Below are 17,613 nucleotides of genomic sequence, written 5' to 3' on the forward strand. Positions count from 1 at the left end.
TTGGGCTTTGGGCTTTGGGCTTTGGGCTTTGGGCTTTGGGCTTTGGGCTTTGGGCTTTGCAGAAAAGCATAAGCCTTTGCATTTGCATTTGCAAAGGCTTTTCTTACACCTATTTTATAATATTATTTTTTGCACTTAGGTTCGTAACACTCAACCCAAACTTCGGCGCTATAATTTACTTACTTCTGAAGGCTGAAAGCTTCAAACTTATCGCTTTTTTAAACGCAAAAAAAACCCCAGCAAAAGCTGGGGTTTCTTATAAAACAGACTTAATTAAAAATTAAGCTTGTTTTGGACGTTCAACAACATCTACCAAAGTCCAAGATTTGTTCTTAGAGATTGGAGCGCATTCACGGATAGTGACAGTGTCACCCGCTTTTGCAGTGTTATTTTCGTCATGTACGTGTAACTTAGTCGTACGTTTGATGAATTTCCCATAGATTGGGTGCTTCACGTAACGTGCGATAGCAACAGTGAAAGATTTTTCCATCTTGTCGCTGATTACACGGCCTTGAAGAGTACGAATTTTATCGCTCATTATTGACCTGCCTTCTGGTTAATAATTGTTTTTACACGCGCGATATCGCGACGTACTGTTCTTAGCGTGTGTGTCTGAGCTAACTGACCAGTGCTTGCTTGCATGCGCAGGTTAAACTGCTCACGAAGAAGACCTAGAAGTTCAGCATTTAGCTCTTCTACGCTTTTATCTTTTAGTTCGCTTGCTTTCATCACATTACCGTCCGAGTTACGAAAGTTGTTTTGAATGGCAGTTTACGAGCAGCAAGGTTAAACGCTTCACGAGCAAGCTCTTCTGAAACACCTTCCATTTCGTAAAGTACTTTACCAGGCTGAATTTCAGCAACCCAATATTCAACAGAACCTTTACCTTTACCCATACGAACTTCAAGAGGTTTTTCTGTGATCGGCTTGTCAGGGAAGACACGGATCCAGATTTTACCTTGACGTTTCACGTGACGCGTCATAGCACGACGAGCTGCTTCGATTTGACGAGCAGTCATGCGGCCACGACCAGTAGCTTTCAAACCGAAAGTACCGAAGCTTACTTTGTTACCGTTTTGCGCTAGACCACGGTTGCGGCCTTTATGCATTTTACGGAATTTTGTACGTTTTGGCTGTAACATTACTCGCTACCTCTACTTAGCACTTTTTTTGGCTTTCTTTGGTGCGCGTTTAGCTGGCTTCTCTTGCTCTTGTACTAGTGGTAAACCACCAATAACTTCGCCTTTGAAGATCCAAACTTTAACACCAATGATACCGTAAGTGGTTAAGGCTTCAGAAGTTGCGTAGTCGATATCAGCACGAAGAGTATGTAGAGGTACACGACCTTCACGATACCATTCTGAACGTGCGATTTCTGCGCCGCCAAGACGACCGCTAACTTCAACTTTAATCCCTTTAGAACCGATGCGCATTGCATTTTGTACCGAACGCTTCATAGCGCGACGGAACATAACACGACGCTCTAGCTGAGAGGCAATGCCGTCTGCTACTAGTTGTGCATCTAGTTCTGGTTTACGTACTTCAGAAATATTAATCTGAGCAGGTACACCAGCGATTTTAGTTACCGCTTGACGTAATTTTTCTACGTCTTCGCCTTTTTTACCGATAACAACACCCGGACGAGCCGTGTGAATAGTTACTCGGATAGATTTTGCTGGACGCTCAATAACGATTTTAGACACAGAAGCCGCTTTTAATTCCTTAGTAAGGAATGTACGTACTTTGTGATCGCCAAAAAGCTGTGCAGAGAAATCTTTTGAATTCGCGTACCAGGTAGAAACCCAAGGTTTAGATATACCTAGGCGAATACCAGTAGGATGAACTTTTTGTCCCATTACTTATATCTCCTAGCTATCTGAAACCACAACAGTGATGTGGCTTGTACGCTTAAGGATGCGGTCTGCGCGTCCTTTAGCACGTGGCATAATACGTTTCATTGTTGGACCATCGTCCACAAAAATCGTTGTTACACGTAGCTCATCAATGTCAGCACCTTCGTTATGCTCTGCGTTAGCAATAGCAGACTCAAGTACTTTCTTAACTAATACAGCCGCTTTTTTCGGGCTGTACGCCAGGATTTCTAGTGCGCGATCGACAGGTAACCCGCGGATCTGATCTGCAACTAGACGTGCTTTTTGCGCCGAACCAGAGGCGAATTTATGTTTAGCTAATGCTTGCATTTATCTTCCCCTCTTAACGTTTCTTCGCTTTCTTATCCGCAGCATGGCCACGGTAAGTGCGAGTTGGTGCAAATTCACCTAGTTTGTGACCGATCATTTCGTCAGAAACGAAAACTGGTACATGCTGGCGACCATTATGGACAGCAATGGTCAATCCGATCATGTTAGGTATGATCATTGAACGACGGCTCCAAGTTTTAATTGGCTTCTTTTCACCGCTTTCCAAAGCTTTCTCTACCTTCTTCAGCAAGTGTAGGTCTATAAAAGGACCCTTCTTGAGAGAGCGTGGCATGGCTATTCCTCAATATTACTTAGTACGACGACGTACTATAAATTTATCCGTACGCTTGTTCTTACGCGTCTTAGCACCTTTAGTCGGCTTACCCCATGGAGACACAGGATGACGACCACCAGATGTACGACCTTCACCACCACCGTGTGGGTGATCAACCGGGTTCATGGCAACACCACGAACTGTCGGACGAATACCACGCCAGCGATTTGCACCTGCTTTACCAAGTGAACGAAGCATATGCTCAGCATTGCCTACTTCACCTAGTGTCGCACGACAATCAGATTCAACTTTACGAACTTCGCCTGAACGAAGACGTAATGTTACATATTGACCATCACGTGCAAGGATTTGAACGTATGCACCAGCAGAACGTGCAATTTGAGCACCTTTACCTGGTTTAAGTTCTACGTTGTGAACAGTCGAACCTACAGGCATATTACGCATAGGTAATGCATTACCAGGTTTGATTGGTGCATCAACACCAGACTGGATTGCATCGCCAGCTTTTAAGCCTTTTGGTGCGATAATGTAACGACGCTCACCGTCTGCATATAATACAAGAGCGATGTTTGCGCTACGATTTGGATCATATTCTAAACGCTCAACAGTGGCTGGAATGCCATCTTTAGTACGTTTAAAATCGATTAAACGGTAATGCTGCTTATGACCACCACCGATATGACGAACCGTAATACGACCATTGTTATTACGACCACCTGATTTAGAGTTTTTCTCTAATAGTGGTGCGTAAGGTTTACCCTTATGTAAATCTGGGTTAACCACTTTAACTAGGTGACGACGACCCGCAGAAGTTGGCTTACACTTTTGAAGTGCCATAATTCTAACTCCCCTTATTACTCGGCGCCGCCGACAAAGTCCAGCTCGCTACCTTCTTTAAGAGTAACGTAAGCTTTCTTCCAGTCGCTACGACGACCGAAACGCATGCCAGTACGTTTTGTTTTACCCTTAACGTTAAGTGTGCGAACACCAGTTACTTCTACTTCAAAAAGCTTCTCAACTGCCGCTTTAACTTCAGCTTTAGTTGCGTCATTTGCTACTTTGAAAACAATCGTGTTGTTTTCTTCAGCAGCGATTGTGCTTTTTTCAGAGATGTGTGGAGCAAGGATCACTTTTAAAAGACGTTCTTCACGGATCATGCTAGCGCCTCCTCAAGTTGCTTAACAGCAGCAGCTGTAATTAGTACCTTGTCGAAAGCAATTAAGCTTACAGGATCGATACCAGCTACATCACGTGTGTCAACCTTGTACAGGTTACGTGCCGATAAGAAAAGATTTTCATCTACTTCTTCAGTCACGATAAGAACATCTTTAAGCTCAAGTTCTTTAAGCTTAGCAACTAGTTCTTTAGTTTTTGGTGCTTCAAGACCAAAACTTTCAACAACGATTAAACGCTCTTGACGAACTAATTCAGATAAGATGCTTTTGATCGCACCGCGGTACATTTTACGGTTTACTTTTTGGCTGTGGTCTTGTGGTTTAGCTGCGAAGCTAACGCCACCTGAACGCCAAATTGGACTACGGATTGTACCAGCACGTGCACGGCCAGTACCTTTTTGAGCCCATGGTTTTTTACCACCACCGCTTACTTCAGAACGTGTCTTCTGAGCACGAGTACCTTGACGAGCACCTGCTGCGTATGCAACAACTACTTGGTGTACTAATGCTTCGTTAAACTCACGTCCAAAAGTAGCTTCAGAAACTTCAAGAGCGCCAGAAGCGTCTTTAATTGCTAATTCCATCACTAAATCTCCAGGACTTATGCTTTAACAGCTGGTTTAACGATAACGTCACCGCCGATAGCGCCAGGTACTGCACCTTTAACTAAAAGCAGGTTACGCTCAGCGTCAACGCGAACTAGTTCAAGGTTCTGAGTTGTTACTTGCTCATTACCCATTTGACCGGCCATTTTCTTACCTTTAAACACCTTACCAGGTGATTGGTTTTGACCGATTGAACCAGGAGCACGGTGAGATAGAGAGTTACCATGTGTAGCGTCTTGCATGCTGAAATTCCAGCGCTTAACACCACCTTGGAAACCTTTACCTTTAGAAGTACCGGTTACGTCAACTTTGTTGATTTCGTTGAATAATTCAACCGTAAGCTCTGCGCCTACTTCAAAATCGCCTTCACCACCATTTAGGCGGAATTCCCACAGACCGCGACCCGCTTCAACACCAGCTTTAGCGAAGTGACCCGCTGTTGCTTTGTTTACACGGCTTGCTTTTTTAGTGCCTGCGGTTACTTGAAGCGCGTTATAACCGTCTGTTGCGTCAGATTTGATCTGAGCAATGCGGTTAGGAGTCGCTTCAATAACTGTCACAGGGATAGATACACCATCTTCAGTGAAGATACGTGTCATACCCACTTTACGACCGACTAGACCTAATGCCATTTTCCTAAAACCTCTCTAATCTTCCGATTAACCCAGGCTGATTTGAACATCAACACCAGCAGCAAGGTCTAAACGCATAAGTGCGTCTACAGTCTTGTCAGTTGGTTCTACGATGTCGATCAGACGTTTATGGGTGCGGATCTCGTACTGATCACGCGCGTCTTTATTAACGTGCGGTGATGTAAGTACAGTAAAACGTTCAAAGCGTGTAGGTAGTGGAATTGGACCACGTACTTGTGCGCCAGTGCGTTTCGCAGTTTCCACGATTTCCGCCGTTGATTGGTCAATCAAACGGTGGTCAAAAGCTTTTAGGCGAATACGAATGCGTTGATTTGACATTCTTAAACCTCAATATAAAGAGCATTTAAAGAGCATAAAAAAACGACCGAAACAATCTTAATAATTAAGATGCCGGTTGTTAGATTATATCTACGTTGAGTTCCAAATCGGAACTCCTGTTTATTAGCTTGAAATCCAAGCTTAATTTATTCTTTCTTGTTCCCGAGGGAATTTTGAAAGCCTGCGTATTATAATGATGCTGGTGATAAATGCAACAACTATTTAGACATAATTGCTTTGCAATTGTCGTTTAAATAACAGTCAAGTTTAACAATAGTGAACGTAATGGAAGTGATGATGTCACTATAATGTCATAGCTTGTCGATTAATCTGCAGAGGATCTTTGCGATAATATGTTATCCTATGCGCTAATTTTGCTGTTATATACCCATATTGGTTTGGGTAACTACTCTCTTATGGTGAGTCAATGCGTATTTTAAATTATGGTTTAAATCTTATCTCTGGTGGTATTAGCCGTTTGTTTGTTAAAAGCAAAGTACTGCCTGAAAAGCCGTTAGAGCAATTTGAGTTAAACCCTAAAAACCCGACCTTTTATATAGTGCGTTTAAATTCACGCTTTGATTTAGCGGCACTCGCGCGTGTATGTAAACGAAATGGTTTACCCGACCCAACCGAGCAGCAAGTGTTAGGTGACCAAGCGTTAGATCGTTTTATTGGCATTAAAAACCCACCACCGTTATTTGGTAATAAAGAAAAGCCTACCAACGCATTAGATCAGGGCAAGCAAATCATTGAGCACTTATTAAATAGTGGCCAAAAAAATGTGCAGGTTGTGCCTGTGACTATTTTATGGGGCAGAGCACCGGGTAAAGAGAAGCCAGGACTGAGTACTTTACTTTCGCACTCACTTACGCCCAGCTGGTTTAGAAAAATATTTGTTGTACTTTTTTCAGGTAGAGACAACTTTATTCGTTTTAGCCAACCACTCGATTTATCATTATTGGTGAACGAAAAAGCCGATGTAAATGAGCTTCCGCATAAACTACTTCGCGTAGCTAGAGTACACTTTAAGCGCCAGAAGCTGGCTGCCACAGGGCCTAAAATCCCATCTCGAGATCAATTATTTAGCTCACTACTGGCATCCCCAACGATAAAAAAAGCGATTCAAACTGAAGCGTCTGAAAAAAATATTAGCCAAGCCCAAGCGCGACAAAACGCATTAAAGCTTCTTGATGAAATTGCTGCTAATTACAGCGACGCCACCATTCGCGTTGCCGATCGCATATTAACCTGGCTTTGGAACAAGCTGTATAATGGGATTGATATAAAGTACACCGAGCAAATCCATGACCTAACCAACAAAGGCCATGAAATAATCTACATGCCGTGTCATCGTAGTCATATGGATTACTTGCTACTGACCTACTCTATTTACCATCAAGGGCTTGTTCCACCGCATATTGCAGCGGGTATTAACTTAAACTTTTTCCCAGCCGGTGGCATATTCCGCCGCAGTGGCGCGTTTTTTATTCGCCGCTCGTTTGCTGGTAACAAACTTTACTCAGCGGTATTTAAAGAATACTTAAGCCAGTTATTTATCAAAGGTTACTCGGTAAAGTTTTATACCGAGGGTGGGCGCAGCAGAACGGGACGTTTACTACCCCCTAAAACCGGCATGCTCGCAATGACAATGCAAGCCATGTTGCGCGGTATAGACAGACCTATATCTATTGTGCCGGTATATATTGGTTACGAGCACGTCATGGAAATCAATACCTATTTAAAAGAGCTGGCTGGGAACGATAAAAAAGGCGAGTCGATATTAGGTATTTTTAAAGCAATTAAAAATTTAAAAAACTATGGTCGTGGTTATTTAAACTTTGGCGACCCTATTTCTATCAATCAGTATTTAAATGATAACCAGCCTGACTGGCGTGAATCAATTCATGCAACCGATGTGCAAAAACCACAATGGTTAGGGCCGCAGGTGGCTAATCTTGCTGATCAGGTTATGGTTAAAATTAACAATGCCGCCGCACTTAACTCAGTTAACTTACTGGCGATGATACTGCTGGTAAACGATAAGCAGGCATTGAGTAAGCCAAAGCTGTTAGCTCAGCTTGAGTTTTACTTACGATTGCAACGTGAAGCCAGCTATAGCAGTAAAATAACCGCACCAGATGAAACACCAGAGCAGCTACTTGAACATGCCTTAAAGCTTAATAAGTTTGATGTGATCAGTGATGAGTTTGGCGAAATAATTGCGATAAGCGATAAAGAAAAAACCTTATTCAACTATTACCGTAATAACATTTTACATATTTTTGCGGTGCCTAGTTTAGTGGCGCTGCATTTATTTAAGCAACATCAAAGCACCGTAACTCAGTGCCATCAGCTGGTGAAATCTTTTTATCCATTGTTTGCTAAAGAGTGGTACTTGCAAGAGTTAGATGAGAGCTACGTTACTCGTATTTTAACTAACTTTAGTGATCAAGGCTTAATTGCGCTTGATGGTGATAACATTAAAGTGACTCAAAATAACGATAGCTTTGCCAAACTCGAAATGCTCGGTCGTGCATTGAGCTTTACTTTGCAACGTTATGCGATTGTGATTGGCTTTATTCAAACCAGCCAAGGGATTGAAAAAGCAGAGCTTGAACGTGAAAGCTATGTGCTGGCGCAGCGCTTGGGTACGTTACATGGCATTAAAACGCCGGAGTTTTTTGACAAAAAGGTACTCAGTAGCTTTATTTCAAACCTACGCGAACAAAAGCTAATTAGTGAGTCAGATAATGGCTTACAAGGCAGTCCAGCGTTGTGCGAGACTTACAAACAACTACAAACGCTATTACCGGCACGTATTTGGCAGTCAATAACAGATATTGTGCACGCTCAATGCAAGTAAAATAAAGCCATACCCACTATATTGAAGGTATTCAATATAGTGGGTATTAGGATTAGCGCTGGCGCATTACCCCTTCTTGAATAGTAGAGGCTACCAAGTTTCCTTGGCGGTCAAAAAACTGCCCACGTACCAGCCCTCTTCCTGAGCTCGCGCTTGGGCTATCAATAGTATATAAAATCCAATCATCCATTCTAAACGGACGATGAAACCACATAGCATGGTCAATCGTCGCCACTTGCATATTCGGCTGCATAAACGACACGCCATGTGGTTGTAATGCGGTTGGTAAAAATTCAAAGTCGGACGCATACGCTAATAAATAGTTATGAATACGTTGATCGTCAGGCATATCGCCATTGGCTTTAAACCAAATATGTTTTACTGGTTCGATGGCTTCTGGTTTAAAGGGGTTATGAAAATTCACTGGGCGCATTTCAATCGGCATTTCACGAATAAATTTATTACGGATAGCTTCTGGAATATGCTGTGCATTTTCTTGATAAAACTCTAATGAAGAACGTAGCTCTTCAGGGGCAGGAACATCTGGCATGGTCGCTTGATGCGATAACCCTTGTTCATCACCTTGAAACGACGCCGTCATGTAAAAAATAGGCTTACCGTACTGAATCGCGCTAACACGACGCGTACTAAAACTTTTACCATCGCGAATCGTTTCAACGTCATACACTATCGGCTTTGCAGCATCGCCTGGGCGTAAAAAGTAAGAATGTAATGAGTGAACAATTCGCCCCGCTGGCAGTGTTTCTTTGGCTGCTGAAAGCGCTTGCCCCATAACTTGACCGCCAAACACCGCTCTAAAACCTAAGTCTTGGCTTTGTCCTCGGTATAAACCTTGTTCAATTTCTTCAAGTGATAACAACGACAATAAATCATCTAATACTTGGCTCATTATTTCTTCCTCAATCCCCTAATTTCTAAATGATACTATACAATACTGGAAAAATACCAACACACTGAGTGAGGAAAACTAATATGGCTTTTTGGCTATTTAAAACCGAACCCGACGCCTTTTCAATTGATGACTTAAAGTATGCCCCTGAACAAACCACGTTATGGGAAGGCGTGCGAAACTACCAAGCGCGTAACTTTATCCGCGATGATGTTAAACAAGGTGATTTAGTGATGATTTATCATTCTAGCTGTAAACAGGTTGGTGTTGCGGGAATAGGAATTGTCACTAAAGCCGCTTACCCTGATCCGACTCAGTTTGACTTAAGTAGCGATTATTATGATGCCAAAGCAACCGTTGAGACCCCCCGTTGGTTTGTGGTGGAAGTAACCTACCATTCTCATCTCAGTAGCATAGTGAGCTTGCAAGCAATTAAGGCAAATGAGTCAGTGACAGACATTGCACTTAAAAAAGGGGGACGTTTATCGGTCATGCCAGTGACCGAAAATGACTGGAATGAAATTTTGAACATGGCTTAATAGTCGCAAAGGTAACATACATTTTGCCATTAAAAAGGCAGTCCACCAGCACAGTATAGCTTGGCTCAATTTCTCTTATGCCCTCAGATTTGCTATGATCTGCGGCTTGTGCGCACTGGAGGAAAAATGAAATTACTATACTGGTTAGATGAATGGTTAACTCTCAGCGATAATGAGAAGCAAGCAAAACTACCTACCTCTGGTGGGGATTTACTCGGTGATGTGTATGTAAAATATCACTTTGTTGATCTCAACAAACCCCTGCTTTTTACTTTTTCACCTGCTGGTACTGATGTACAAGAGCGTGATTTGAACCAAGACTTTGCACCTTGGGGCTATCATTTAGCACAAAAGCAAAACGTTAATATTATTGCGTTTCAGCATTTGGGTAAAAGTAATTGGTTTCGTAACCGCAATTTAATCTTTTTTATTGAGCAACTATCAACCCTACTCTCTCCTTTTGAAACCAAGCTAGGCTATGGACTTAGTCGTGGCGGCTTTGCTGTGGGTGCATTTGCTAAATTACTCAAACTCGACAAAGTACTGCTTTTCCATCCTGTTAGCACTAAAAACAAACTTATCGCCCCTTGGGATGACCGCTCAAGTACCGACATTGCCCAGCAATATGACTGGCAAGGTGAGTACCATGATTTAGATTTAGGAGATGCAGAGGGCTACATTATTTACGACCCAACCAACCGCATTGACCGCCAACACGCTAGACGCTACCAGCAGCTCACTCACTTACGCGTATTTGGGATGGGGCACGGCACTCATGCCACTTATTTAAATAAGTTTGGCTTTTATAAACAAGTGGCTGTTGATTTTATTGCTAATCAACAAATCGACATTGCACAATTTAGGCTACAAACAAAAACACTGCGTTTAAAAGAGGATTATTATAAAAAACTTAATAAAGCCAATGCTAATTCGCCGCATCGTCAAGCGTTATTAAGTACCGCTCACACTATTTTAATCGACGAAAAAGCAGCGCACGTGCAAGAGCACCAAGAAAAAATTGATATTCAACCTTTAATAGACGTAGCCATTAAGCATCAAGATGAAAATCCAAATGATGCCATTAAACTATTAGAAGTGGCTCAACAGCTAGCGCCAGACGACCCGCTGGTTGAGCATAAGCTGAGACAATTAGAATAAGTAACAAAAGGTACTCATTCTTTACTTTTTCTTGGCGTGCCCTTGCTTGGGCACAATCGAAAAGTAAAGAATCAGCGCTATCCACGAAAAGAAGATAGCGCCTACTAGCCAGCCATTTTTTTCATGGCCTTGGCTACGCTTACTGTTAAGAATTATCATAATAGGGAAAATGTAAGCACATAAAACGATAATTAAAAACGCAATTTCAGTCATTATTTTTCCAAGCTAGGCCAGTCAACTTCATTACTCAATACTCGCTCTTGCGCAATGTAATGCAAAATATCTCCGGCGTTTACTGCATAATCTAAAGGCGGATTTAAATCCATATTTTTTGCACTTAAATTATGAGCCACACCTAACAATATTGCATCATGATCGTACTTAAAGTGATGAAATAATTTACCAAACTCCATGGTTTTTACATTACTAGGGATTTGTAAACTAAACTGCGTATCACCGTGCAAGGTTGATAATAGTTCCTCTTGTACACGACTTGAGCCTGGATCTTGCATTGAGCGCACTAAAATCTCTGCCGATTTAGTACTGCTACACTCTACGTTGTGGCAATGCTCTAATAACATTTCCACTTTCGTTTCATCAAAAAAGTGTGCACTTATGTGACAATCTTCTTTGACTAAACGGCTAATACGCAGTGCGGTGGTAAATGTTTGGTCGTCATCTTGGCCATCAATAATCACTTTATCGGCGTGGCGAATGGCAACGCGTTCTAATTCATCCAAATCGGTGAAACTGGTTAGGCGAGCAAAATCAACATTCTCATTACTTAAAAACGGATGCTCTATTTGTTCAGTAACCGCTAATAAAATACGGCGATCTGTCCGCTTAGTATCAGCCAAAATGTAGTCGATCATTTTTTTGGTACGAGCATTATGCCAACCAAAAATAATAATATGATTGCTACTGTGAGCAAAGTTTTTATCACCAGTCATAGCGCGCCTAATTAAGTAAGTTACTGTTTGTCCTGTTTTACCCAACAAGACACCAAATAAAGCCAAACCAAAAGGTATTTGTATTAATGCGACAATCCATCGACCTAAGTCAGTTGATGGACTTAAATCCCCATACCCTACCGTTGAAGTGGTTACCGTGTAGTAGTAAAAAAAAGTACCCGGTGAAAGCAGTGCCTGCTCATTTGCCACTAACAATAAGCACCAAGTAAGCAGCATATGTAAGGATGTTGCTATTACAACAGACTGCCAACTTACCTGATCAATATGGCTGCGCAACAGCACAACAATACGTTTAAAAATATGATGCATAATTTTTTGTTAATCGATTGATTATTTAAATCATTTAGTAACACGATACTGCACATGATAACACTTAAGCAACGTTTTACTGTAATCGAAATATTCACGGTTCGTTATGAAGAAAAATAAGAGTAAACTATAGTTATAAAGTTATGAGGAAAAATATGGGTCTATTATGTCAGGTGTTTTAGCGTCAGTTGATCAGCGTACTCAGCTTGTAGGCGAAAATCGTTTAGAGTTGCTACTTTTTTATTTGCATAGCCGCCATTTATTTGCACTCAATGTATTTAAAATAAAAGAAGTGGTAAAGCTTCCCCGTTTAAGCAAAATACCGCACTCTCACCCTAAGGTAACCGGTGTAGCCAACATACGCGGTGAATCTATCCCAGTGATTGACCTTCGCCAAGCCATTTCTATGGCTAAAAAAGAATATGGTGAAGATTGTAACCTGGTCATAACTGAATATAACCGCACCACACAAGGTTTTTTAATTGGCAAGGTTGATCAAATCATGAATATGACCTGGTCTGACATTATGCCGCCACCCAGCTCTGTGGGTAAAAATCATTATATTACGGCACTAACTAAAGTGCAGCGTGATGGCCAAGAGCAATTAGTTGAAATTATTGATGTAGAAAAAGTACTCGCTGAAATAGTTGAGTACGAGGTCAATATTACTGATGGGGTGTTGGATGAAACCATCGTAAACGAATTTGCAGGACGCAAAATATTGCACGCCGATGATTCGCCAACAGCACGTAAACAAGTTAGCGATACGTTATCGCAGCTTGGTATCGAAATTATTCCTGCCAGTAACGGCCTAGAAGCCCTACAAATGCTCAAAAGCTGGGCTGATGAAGGGCGCGATGTTGAAAAAGAGCTGCTAATGGTGATTACCGATGCCGAAATGCCTTCGATGGATGGCTATCGCTTAACCTATGAAATACGTAACGACAATCGCTTAAAAAACTTACATGTGGTGCTTAACACGTCCCTGAGTGGTAGCTTCAACCAAGCCATGGTGGAAAAAGTAGGCTGTAATGCATTTTTATCAAAATTTCAGCCCGACTTACTCGTTCAAGAAGTACAAAATCGCTTAAAGCAAGTGCTTGGTGATTCTTAATTGAGCATAACTAGCAAATACCGACCAAGGTAAGTATTTGCTAGCGACACCCCCTCATTAACAACCTTTAAAAAGTCTGCCTTGCTGAGCGTTTATTCAAAGCGGTGTTTGCTAATCCTAAGATTTCATGATTAATTAACAAATAAGTTTTCACTAACTCGTTATTAATTATGCTTAATAAAGTTGCCAGTCCATTTACCAAGCTCGTCGAGCGCTACTTACCCGACCCATTTATATTTGTTATTTTGCTCACCATTATTACTTTAGTCATTGCGAATTTAGCGACCCCTGCAACCACACTTGAGGTAATAACATCATGGGGGAGCGGGTTTTGGAACTTACTAAGCTTTGCCATGCAAATGCTGTTGGTGCTAGTAACAGGCTATATGCTTGCCAGTACCTCTTTAATAAGTATGTTACTAACAAAATTAGCAACGCTTGCTAATACGGCCCCAAAAGCCATTATTTTAGTGACATTTATTTCGCTTTTGGCAAGCTGGCTAAATTGGGGGTTTGGCTTAGTAATTGGTGCTTTATTTGCTAAAGCGATTGCTAATCAGACTCGAGTGGATTATCGGCTGTTAGTGGCAAGTGCCTATTCAGGCTTTGTAGTATGGCACGGCGGATTGGCAGGCTCCGTACCACTCACCATTGCCACCGAAGGGCATTTTTCACAGGCGACTATGGGTATTATTGGCACACAGCAAACCTTATTCGCAGGCTTTAACATTGCAATTCTGATTGGCTTATTTATTATTATGCCGCTGGTTAACCGCTACATGCTACCGAGTGAAAAAGACAGTGTTTATGTTGACCCATCACTGCTTGAAAACACACCACCTGATAAAGTAACAATAACACGCCCTGCTCAGCATTTAGAACAAAGTAAGCTATTAGGTATGGGCATTGGTTTAATCGGACTTGCCTACTTAGGTTATTACTTTTTCATCGCAGGTGGCGGCTTAAACCTCAATAGTGTAATTGCCCTGTTTTTGTTTATGGCAATCACTCTGCATCAAACACCCCATAATGTGCTTAATAGCTTGCAACAAGCGATTCCGAGTGGCGCAGGAATTGTAATTCAGTTCCCTTTTTATGCTGGCATTATGGCGGTCATGGTAGATACTGGACTGGCGCAACAAATATCACAGGGCTTTATAGCCATCGCTGATGCCGATAGCTTGCCATTTTACAGTTTCATTAGTGCAGGACTCGTTAATATGTTTGTGCCCTCAGGTGGCGGACAATGGGCGGTACAAGCGCCTATTGTTATCCCTGCAGCACAAGAGCTTGGTGCAGATATGGCGCGGGTTGCTATGGCTGTGGCGTGGGGAGATGCGTGGACTAATTTAATTCAACCCTTTTGGGCATTGCCGGTATTAGCCATTGCAGGATTAAAAGCTAAAGACATTATGGGCTTTTGCGTGGTACAGCTGATTATTACTGGGGTGTTTATATCCTTGATGTTGAGCTTTTATCCGTAAAGAAAAAAACTTATTAGTAAGCAAAAAAATAAAAAAAGTGATAATACAATGAAAAACTTACCCATATTATGAACTTTCTTTTGATTCTTAAGCTTATAATCTAAAAGCTGATCACCCATCAAGGAAGAGCAGTGAGGACATGTGCACAATGAATTATCATGTAATAAACAGCAACGTTCGCAGCGGCTCTGCTTCCTCTTTTTTAACATTATTGCTAAATTAAACCCAATAGTCATATTAAACCTAAATAGTAAAACTCAATCATATTAAAGCTACTACTTTTTATCTTTCAAAAGATATGTTCGCAACTTTCTATTGAAGTAAATAACAACTAAGACTATGAGCATATAATAAGCAAATTTATATACTTCATCTGTAAAGTGAATATAATTTTCATATAATAAGTTAAGAGAAGACCATATAAAAAAAGTTGCAATTATCTGAATTAAAAGTACTTTATATCTCATTACTTCAAATCAAACCAAGCTACTGCAGCTATGTATACAGCACCAGCAACAAGTGCCCCTTTAACGCCCAACATACCACCAGCAGACATTGCCGAAGATAAATCTTTTGAAGAAAAATCTCCCCAACAATGTTCTGCACATCCACCATTCACTTCTTGAAATTCATTCACGCTTAATTCACGCATTTTATTATACTCCATAAATCCGGTGCTTTTTAGTTAAGTCATCGGGTTGTTAATATGCTCAACCTTACAATTAGGTGTGCGGTTAATAGGCTGGCTTTAGCTGCTCGCTAAAGTTAACTAAAGCTACCCGTCTTTTAGTTGTTTGCATTTAGCAAACTACCAAAATTTTTAAAGTTATTTTTACTGCCCAACATTACGCACTTACTGTTTGCTGTTGCATATTCACCAGCTCTCCACCTTTAAGTTCAAATACTTTATCTGCCATATTAATAGTTTCTTGGCGGTGGGCAATCATAATGCGTGTAATGGGTAAGTGCTGAATTTGCTCGCTTATTTTAGCCTCGTTATCTTTATCTAAATGGCTTGTTGCTTCATCCATAAACAACACGCAGGGCGATTGATATAACGCACGGGCAAGTAATAACCGCTGCACCTGCCCACCCGATAAGTTTGAGCCCATATCACCTACTAACGAATTGTAACCCATGGTCATTTTAGTAATATCATCATGAATAGCAGCATGGTGGGCGCACTGCTCTATTTTTAAATAATTGGGTTGTGGATCAAAAAAGCTGATGTTATCGGCGATTGAACCTGCCAGTAACGTGTCGTCTTGCATTACAGCGGCAATTTGCTTACGGTAATTTTTAAGGCCGAGCTGGGTAATGTCTTTACCATCAAGCAGCACTTTACCTGAGGTAGGTTGCAATAACCCGAGCATCATTTTCATCAAGGTAGTTTTACCCGCACCAGAAGGCCCGGTAATCGCAATAGAATCACCAGCATTGAGCGTTAAATTCACGTTAGTTAAAATGGGCGCTTGCTCTTCACTGTAACTAAAGCAGATATTTTCAAGGGTAAGCTGACCTTTAACATTACCCTCGTCATCACCGGTATAGGCTATTTCACCATCGCGATTGGCTTCTTGTTGAGTTAGGGCAATATCGGCAATACGGTCTAAGTGTAAGCGCATCATTTTAAATTGAATGATTTGCTCAATTAAGTTGGCAAAGCGGCTAGTTAACTGGTTTTTATAGGCAATAAACGCCAGTACCATACCAACAGACAAGCTATTGCTCATAACTAACAATGCCGCAAAGTAAATCACTAATACATTTTCCAGGCCAAATAGCAGTTTATTAAATGAATCAAAACTTATATTTAATCGCCCTAAACGAATTTCGCTGTTTATTACCTCAGCATAACGGTTTTGCCAAATGCCTTGGCGCTGCGATTCATTACCAAACAATTTTATGGTTTGCATACCGCGAATATTTTCTAAAAAGTTGGATTGTTCTTTAGCTGAATTTTGAATCATTTCTTCGGTGGCTTGGTGCAGTGGCCTGTAAAGTGCTAAGCGCACTAAGGTATACAGCACAATTGCCCCTACAACCACCGCAGTGAGTTTCAGTGAATAAATAAGCATCATAATCAATACGGTAATGGCCATGACGCCATCGACTAAGGTTTCTACAAACCCAGTAGTAATGCGTTCTCGTATTTGTGCTAATGAGCCAAAGCGCGAGACAATATCGCCAACATGGCGCGACTCAAAATAATTCATTGGTAGTCGCAATAAGTGCCTGAGCAAGTTCACCCCCATTTGCATATTGAGCAAACTCGAAAGCCGCAAAATCAGCCAACTCCGCACTGCATTAGTCACCACTGAGATAATTGCAATCAGCGCGAACCCCATAGCCAGTACCGTTAATAACGATTCGTCAAAACTAATTAGTACTTCATCCACAACCCACTGCATATAATACGGGGTCATTAAGGCGAATAGTTGTAATACTAATGACAATGCAATCAGTTTTAGCAACCCTGCTTTTAAGCCCTTCATGGTGCTCCAAAGCTGGGTAAACTTCATTCTTGCTTGTTCTTGTTTAGCTTCAAACTTGCTGGTTGGCGTGAGCTCTAAACAAATGCCGGTAAAGTGTTTACTAAACTCTTCCGAGCTTAAACTACGCTTACCCACAGCAGGGTCGTTAATAGCAAATTTAGCTGAAGGCCCTTTACCAGAGACTTTGGTCAGCACCACAAAGTGATTCATATCCCAGTGCAATATACACGGTGTTTGCAGTTTATGGACTTCTTCGATTGGGCATTGCAGCGCACGACTGGCTAGCCCTAAATTATCACCCAGCTCAATCAGCTGCTGTAAGTTCATACCCTTTAGATTCGCCGAAAAGCGCTTACGCATAGCCGGCATATCCAGCCTATGACCGTGATAGCTTGCCACCATTGCCACAGAAGCTAGGCCGCATTCAGCTATTTCGGATTGAAGGATAAGGGGTATGCTATTTTTCAGGCTAAAGTTTAAATCCAAAACACTATCCTAAGTTAAATCACGAATTGAGCAG

General features: G+C 41.5%; 21 protein-coding genes. 5 read left to right on the forward strand and 16 right to left on the reverse strand.

Annotated elements, in window-relative coordinates; all coding sequences use genetic code 11:
• Positions 1-280: 280 nt before the first annotated feature.
• The 11 genes from rpsQ to rpsJ are packed head-to-tail and all read right to left on the reverse strand — an operon-like array spanning position 281 to position 5,247.
• The gene (gene rpsQ, locus L641_RS0104690; RefSeq protein ID WP_008108356.1) at positions 281-538 is read right to left on the reverse strand and encodes a 30S ribosomal protein S17; all 258 of its coding nucleotides are present in this window, start codon (positions 536-538) and stop codon (positions 281-283) included.
• The gene (gene rpmC / locus L641_RS0104695) at positions 538-729 is read right to left on the reverse strand and encodes a 50S ribosomal protein L29 (RefSeq protein WP_004588692.1); all 192 of its coding nucleotides are present in this window, start codon (positions 727-729) and stop codon (positions 538-540) included. The genes rpsQ and rpmC overlap by 1 nt, the downstream gene beginning before the upstream one ends.
• A complete protein-coding gene (gene rplP / locus L641_RS0104700; protein ID WP_008108352.1) occupies positions 729-1,142 on the reverse strand; it encodes a 50S ribosomal protein L16 in 414 nt (137 codons plus the stop codon). The genes rpmC and rplP overlap by 1 nt, the downstream gene beginning before the upstream one ends.
• Positions 1,143-1,154: 12 nt before the next feature.
• Complete coding sequence (gene rpsC, locus L641_RS0104705) at positions 1,155-1,856, reverse strand: 30S ribosomal protein S3 (RefSeq protein ID WP_008108350.1); 702 nt, start codon at positions 1,854-1,856, stop codon at positions 1,155-1,157.
• A 12-nt stretch (positions 1,857-1,868) separates the two neighbouring features.
• Positions 1,869-2,201 carry a 50S ribosomal protein L22 gene (gene rplV / locus L641_RS0104710; RefSeq protein ID WP_004588690.1) on the reverse strand — a complete coding sequence of 111 codons (333 nt, stop codon included), beginning with the start codon at positions 2,199-2,201 and terminating at the stop codon, positions 1,869-1,871.
• A gap of 13 nt (positions 2,202-2,214) precedes the next feature.
• Positions 2,215-2,493, reverse strand: a complete 279-nt coding sequence (gene rpsS, locus L641_RS0104715; protein WP_004588689.1) for a 30S ribosomal protein S19 — start codon at positions 2,491-2,493, stop codon at positions 2,215-2,217.
• Positions 2,494-2,508: 15 nt separating this feature from the next.
• Positions 2,509-3,333: a 50S ribosomal protein L2 gene (gene rplB, locus L641_RS0104720; protein ID WP_007376192.1), complete on the reverse strand. Its 825-nt coding sequence runs from the start codon at positions 3,331-3,333 to the stop codon at positions 2,509-2,511.
• 17 nt (positions 3,334-3,350) lie between these two features.
• Positions 3,351-3,653 (reverse strand): 50S ribosomal protein L23, encoded by a 303-nt coding sequence (gene rplW, locus L641_RS0104725; protein WP_008108343.1) that lies wholly within the window; start codon positions 3,651-3,653, stop codon positions 3,351-3,353.
• A complete protein-coding gene (gene rplD, locus L641_RS0104730; RefSeq protein WP_008108340.1) occupies positions 3,650-4,255 on the reverse strand; it encodes a 50S ribosomal protein L4 in 606 nt (201 codons plus the stop codon). Before rplD ends, rplW begins: the two co-directional genes overlap by 4 nt.
• A gap of 17 nt (positions 4,256-4,272) precedes the next feature.
• Positions 4,273-4,908: a 50S ribosomal protein L3 gene (gene rplC, locus L641_RS0104735; RefSeq protein ID WP_008108338.1), complete on the reverse strand. Its 636-nt coding sequence runs from the start codon at positions 4,906-4,908 to the stop codon at positions 4,273-4,275.
• 27 nt (positions 4,909-4,935) lie between these two features.
• Positions 4,936-5,247, reverse strand: a complete 312-nt coding sequence (rpsJ, locus tag L641_RS0104740) for a 30S ribosomal protein S10 (RefSeq protein WP_002957900.1) — start codon at positions 5,245-5,247, stop codon at positions 4,936-4,938.
• Positions 5,248-5,674: 427 nt separating this feature from the next.
• Between rpsJ and plsB the strand changes: the two genes are divergently transcribed.
• Complete coding sequence (gene plsB / locus L641_RS0104745; RefSeq protein ID WP_024601283.1) at positions 5,675-8,113, forward strand: glycerol-3-phosphate 1-O-acyltransferase PlsB; 2,439 nt, start codon at positions 5,675-5,677, stop codon at positions 8,111-8,113.
• 52 nt (positions 8,114-8,165) lie between these two features.
• Here the strand turns inward: plsB and tesB are convergent, their stop codons facing one another.
• A complete protein-coding gene (gene tesB, locus L641_RS0104750) occupies positions 8,166-9,023 on the reverse strand; it encodes an acyl-CoA thioesterase II (protein WP_013463778.1) in 858 nt (285 codons plus the stop codon).
• 83 nt (positions 9,024-9,106) lie between these two features.
• Between tesB and L641_RS0104755 the strand changes: the two genes are divergently transcribed.
• Complete coding sequence (locus L641_RS0104755; RefSeq protein WP_013463777.1) at positions 9,107-9,562, forward strand: EVE domain-containing protein; 456 nt, start codon at positions 9,107-9,109, stop codon at positions 9,560-9,562.
• Between the two features lie 126 nt (positions 9,563-9,688).
• Positions 9,689-10,720: a hypothetical protein gene (locus tag L641_RS0104760; RefSeq protein WP_024601284.1), complete on the forward strand. Its 1,032-nt coding sequence runs from the start codon at positions 9,689-9,691 to the stop codon at positions 10,718-10,720.
• Positions 10,721-10,741: 21 nt separating this feature from the next.
• Here the strand turns inward: L641_RS0104760 and L641_RS0104765 are convergent, their stop codons facing one another.
• A complete protein-coding gene (locus L641_RS0104765; protein ID WP_013463775.1) occupies positions 10,742-10,933 on the reverse strand; it encodes a hypothetical protein in 192 nt (63 codons plus the stop codon).
• Positions 10,933-12,000 carry a potassium channel family protein gene (locus L641_RS0104770; RefSeq protein WP_013463774.1) on the reverse strand — a complete coding sequence of 356 codons (1,068 nt, stop codon included), beginning with the start codon at positions 11,998-12,000 and terminating at the stop codon, positions 10,933-10,935. The genes L641_RS0104765 and L641_RS0104770 overlap by 1 nt, the downstream gene beginning before the upstream one ends.
• 166 nt (positions 12,001-12,166) lie before the next feature.
• Here L641_RS0104770 and L641_RS0104775 point away from each other — a divergent pair, with 166 nt between their 5' ends.
• A complete protein-coding gene (locus tag L641_RS0104775) occupies positions 12,167-13,114 on the forward strand; it encodes a chemotaxis protein CheV (protein ID WP_013463773.1) in 948 nt (315 codons plus the stop codon).
• Between the two features lie 170 nt (positions 13,115-13,284).
• A complete protein-coding gene (locus L641_RS0104780; protein WP_013463772.1) occupies positions 13,285-14,598 on the forward strand; it encodes a TIGR00366 family protein in 1,314 nt (437 codons plus the stop codon).
• Positions 14,599-15,064: 466 nt separating this feature from the next.
• On the opposite strand, the gene L641_RS0104785 is transcribed toward L641_RS0104780, so the two are convergent.
• On the reverse strand, positions 15,065-15,250 hold the full coding sequence (locus L641_RS0104785; protein WP_013463771.1) for a hypothetical protein: 186 nt from the start codon (positions 15,248-15,250) through the stop codon (positions 15,065-15,067).
• A gap of 193 nt (positions 15,251-15,443) precedes the next feature.
• Positions 15,444-17,579: a peptidase domain-containing ABC transporter gene (locus L641_RS0104790; RefSeq protein WP_076916056.1), complete on the reverse strand. Its 2,136-nt coding sequence runs from the start codon at positions 17,577-17,579 to the stop codon at positions 15,444-15,446.
• Positions 17,580-17,613 lie beyond the last annotated feature (34 nt).

The organism is Pseudoalteromonas sp. TB41 (assembly GCF_000497975.1).
Taxonomy (GTDB): Bacteria; Pseudomonadota; Gammaproteobacteria; order Enterobacterales; family Alteromonadaceae; genus Pseudoalteromonas; species Pseudoalteromonas tetraodonis.

Bases quoted from the DNA above. Each gene is read 5' to 3' on its own strand.
- rpsQ (WP_008108356.1), bottom strand. From the start codon at position 538: ATGAGCGATAAAATTCGTACTCTTCAAGGCCGTGTAATCAGCGACAAG.
- rpmC (WP_004588692.1), bottom strand. From the start codon at position 729: ATGAAAGCAAGCGAACTAAAAGATAAAAGCGTAGAAGAGCTAAATGCT.
- rplP (WP_008108352.1), bottom strand. From the start codon at position 1,142: ATGTTACAGCCAAAACGTACAAAATTCCGTAAAATGCATAAAGGCCGC.
- rpsC (WP_008108350.1), bottom strand. From the start codon at position 1,856: ATGGGACAAAAAGTTCATCCTACTGGTATTCGCCTAGGTATATCTAAA.
- rplV (WP_004588690.1), bottom strand. From the start codon at position 2,201: ATGCAAGCATTAGCTAAACATAAATTCGCCTCTGGTTCGGCGCAAAAA.
- rpsS (WP_004588689.1), bottom strand. From the start codon at position 2,493: ATGCCACGCTCTCTCAAGAAGGGTCCTTTTATAGACCTACACTTGCTG.
- rplB (WP_007376192.1), bottom strand. From the start codon at position 3,333: ATGGCACTTCAAAAGTGTAAGCCAACTTCTGCGGGTCGTCGTCACCTA.
- rplW (WP_008108343.1), bottom strand. From the start codon at position 3,653: ATGATCCGTGAAGAACGTCTTTTAAAAGTGATCCTTGCTCCACACATC.
- rplD (WP_008108340.1), bottom strand. From the start codon at position 4,255: ATGGAATTAGCAATTAAAGACGCTTCTGGCGCTCTTGAAGTTTCTGAA.
- rplC (WP_008108338.1), bottom strand. From the start codon at position 4,908: ATGGCATTAGGTCTAGTCGGTCGTAAAGTGGGTATGACACGTATCTTC.
- rpsJ (WP_002957900.1), bottom strand. From the start codon at position 5,247: ATGTCAAATCAACGCATTCGTATTCGCCTAAAAGCTTTTGACCACCGT.
- plsB (WP_024601283.1), top strand. From the start codon at position 5,675: ATGCGTATTTTAAATTATGGTTTAAATCTTATCTCTGGTGGTATTAGC.
- tesB (WP_013463778.1), bottom strand. From the start codon at position 9,023: ATGAGCCAAGTATTAGATGATTTATTGTCGTTGTTATCACTTGAAGAA.
- L641_RS0104755 (WP_013463777.1), top strand. From the start codon at position 9,107: ATGGCTTTTTGGCTATTTAAAACCGAACCCGACGCCTTTTCAATTGAT.
- L641_RS0104760 (WP_024601284.1), top strand. From the start codon at position 9,689: ATGAAATTACTATACTGGTTAGATGAATGGTTAACTCTCAGCGATAAT.
- L641_RS0104765 (WP_013463775.1), bottom strand. From the start codon at position 10,933: ATGACTGAAATTGCGTTTTTAATTATCGTTTTATGTGCTTACATTTTC.
- L641_RS0104770 (WP_013463774.1), bottom strand. From the start codon at position 12,000: ATGCATCATATTTTTAAACGTATTGTTGTGCTGTTGCGCAGCCATATT.
- L641_RS0104775 (WP_013463773.1), top strand. From the start codon at position 12,167: ATGTCAGGTGTTTTAGCGTCAGTTGATCAGCGTACTCAGCTTGTAGGC.
- L641_RS0104780 (WP_013463772.1), top strand. From the start codon at position 13,285: ATGCTTAATAAAGTTGCCAGTCCATTTACCAAGCTCGTCGAGCGCTAC.
- L641_RS0104785 (WP_013463771.1), bottom strand. From the start codon at position 15,250: ATGCGTGAATTAAGCGTGAATGAATTTCAAGAAGTGAATGGTGGATGT.